This window comes from Streptomyces sparsus (assembly GCF_054776295.1).
The window spans coordinates 1-2,342 of the sequence record NZ_BAAHCA010000786.1 but is presented as its reverse complement, the minus strand read 5'-3'; the positions used below and the strand labels follow the sequence as shown (position 1 = coordinate 2,342).

3 protein-coding genes are annotated in these 2,342 nt (G+C 73.7%); 1 reads left to right on the top strand and 2 read right to left on the bottom strand.

What is annotated here, in order from left to right; genetic code table 11:
* Together ACYVE9_RS23370 and dhaK are read right to left on the bottom strand one after the other, a co-directional pair.
* The coding region (locus tag ACYVE9_RS23370; RefSeq protein ID WP_461029869.1) for a DAK2 domain-containing protein at positions 1–229 on the bottom strand (229 nt) is incomplete at its 3' end.
* Between the two features lie 28 nt (positions 230–257).
* Positions 258–1,250: a dihydroxyacetone kinase subunit DhaK gene (dhaK, locus tag ACYVE9_RS23365; RefSeq protein ID WP_461029868.1), complete on the bottom strand. Its 993-nt coding sequence runs from the start codon at positions 1,248–1,250 to the stop codon at positions 258–260.
* Between the two features lie 240 nt (positions 1,251–1,490).
* Between dhaK and ACYVE9_RS23360 the strand changes: the two genes are divergently transcribed.
* A partial coding sequence (locus ACYVE9_RS23360) for a serine/threonine-protein kinase (RefSeq protein ID WP_461029867.1) occupies positions 1,491–2,342 on the top strand: 852 nt, incomplete at its 3' end.

The window sequence follows — 2,342 nt, the reverse complement described above, 5'->3', positions numbered from 1 at the left end:
CGCCGCCGACCGTGGACACGAGCGTGCGGCCGGCCAGCATCAGCACCGCCCCGGGGGCGTCGGGCCGCTCCTGCTCGAGGGCGGTCCGCACCGCGGTGAAGCCGCGCTGCATGTTGCTGCCGTGGTCCGCGTCGCCGATGGCCGAGTCCAACTCGGTCAGCCGGTCCGACTCGCGGCTCACCGCGGTCGCGGCGGCGTTCAGCCACCGCTGGAAGAAGTCGGCGTCCATCTCCACCCGTTCACTCCTCATCCGGCGCTCAGGCGCCCCAGCGCAGCCCGGCCGTGCGGACCGGCGCGTCCCACAGCCGCAGCATCGACTCGTCCGCTTCGCACAACGTCACCGAGCAACCCGCCATGTCCAGCGCCGTGACGTAGTTGCCGACGAGCGTACGGGCCACCGGCACGCCGCGCGCGGTGAGCACGCGCTGCACCTCGGCGTTGAACCCGTACAGCTCCAGCAGCGGGGTGCCGCCCATGCCGTTCACCAGCGCCAGCACCGGGCCGCTCGGCCGCAGGTCCTCCAGCAGCGCCTCCACGGTCGCGTCGGCGATCTCGCCGGAGGTCATCATGCCGCGCCGCTCGCGTCCCGGCTCACCGTGGATGCCGATGCCCAGCTCCAGCTCGCCCGGCGGCAGATCGAAGGTCGGGCCGCCCTTCGCCGGGGTGCTGCACGCGCTGAGCGCCACGCCGAAACTGCGGCAGGCCCCCGACACCCGGCGGGCGATCGCCTCGACCTCCTCCAGCGGTGCGCCCTCCTCGGCTGCGGCGCCGGCGATCTTCTCCACGAACAGCGTGCCGCCGGTGCCGCGGCGGCCCGCCGTGTACAGGCTGTCGGTGACGGCGACGTCGTCCTCCACCAGCACCCGCGCGACCTGCACGCCCTCGTCCTCGGCGAGTTCCGCCGCCATGTCGAAGTTGAGCACGTCGCCGGTGTAGTTCTTCACGATGAACAGCACACCGCGCCCGCTGTCCACCGCGGCGGCGGCCCGGGCCATCTGGTCGGGCACCGGTGACGTGAAGACCTCGCCGGCGCACGCCGCGTCGAGCATGCCCGGTCCGACGAACCCGCTGTGCAGCGGCTCGTGCCCGGAACCGCCGCCGGAGACCAGCCCCACCTTGTCGATCACCGGCGCGTCGCGTCGCACGACCAACCGGTGCTCGACGTCGACGGCCAGTTCGGGGTGGGCCGCGGCCATGCCGCGCAGCGCGTCGGCCACCACGCTCTCCGGTACGTTGATCAGTTGTTTCATCGCAGGCTCCCGTTCTGATCGTCACCGACATCTGCCACTGTCGCAGCTCAGCGGCCCGGACGGAACGACCCCGCGCCCGGCGCCGCGCGGGGCGGACCGGCCCGTGCGGCACGTTCCGGGCGGTTCCTGTCGCGAGCCCCGCCCGGGGTGAGGGGGCCCACGGCATACCCACCCCGGCTGCGGGCGGCCATACTGGACGCGCCGGGGGAGAACGGGAGCAACGACGGGGGACAGGGCTCGATGGCGGACACCAGGCTGATCCAGGGCCGGTACCAGCTGCTCGAGGTGATAGGGCGCGGCGGCATGGGCGAGGTGTGGCGGGCCCGCGACGAGGCGCTCGGCCGCCGGGTCGCCGTCAAGTGCCTCAAACCGCTGGGGCCGCAGACCGATCCGGCCGCCGCCCGGCTGGCCAGGGAACGCTTCCGCCGGGAGGCGAGGGTGGCCGCCGGGCTCCAGCACCGCGGCATCACCGTGGTGCACGACTTCGGGGAGCACGAGGGCGGGCTCTACCTCGTGATGGAGCTGCTCGACGGCTCCGACCTCAGCCGGCTGCTGGCCGACCACAGGCAGCGGCGGCTGTCCGTCGAGGAGGTGCTCGACATCGCGGGCCAGGTGGCGCACGCCCTGGCCTACACCCACCAGCAGGGCATCGTGCACCGGGATCTCAAGCCGGCCAACGTGGTCCGGCTCCCGGACGGCACGGTGAAGATCTGCGACTTTGGCATCGCCCGGCTAGGCCACGACGCGGGGCTCACGGCCAAGCTGACCAGTACCGGCATCGCCATGGGAACCCCGCACTACATGTCGCCCGAGCAGATCGCCGGCACCGGCGTCGACCACCGCAGCGACCTCTACTCGTTCGGCTGCGTGCTGCACGAACTGGCCACCGGCGCACCGCCGTTCGACCTCGACGACGCCTGGTCGGTACTGGTCGGCCACCGGGACACGCCGCCGCAGCCGCTGCGGACGCTGCGCGGCGACCTGCCCGCCGCCCTGGAGGACGTCGTCCTGGACCTGCTGGCCAAGGACCCCGAGGACCGGCCCCGCGACGCGACCGAGCTGGCCCGCCGCCTCGCCGCCATCCGGCCGGCG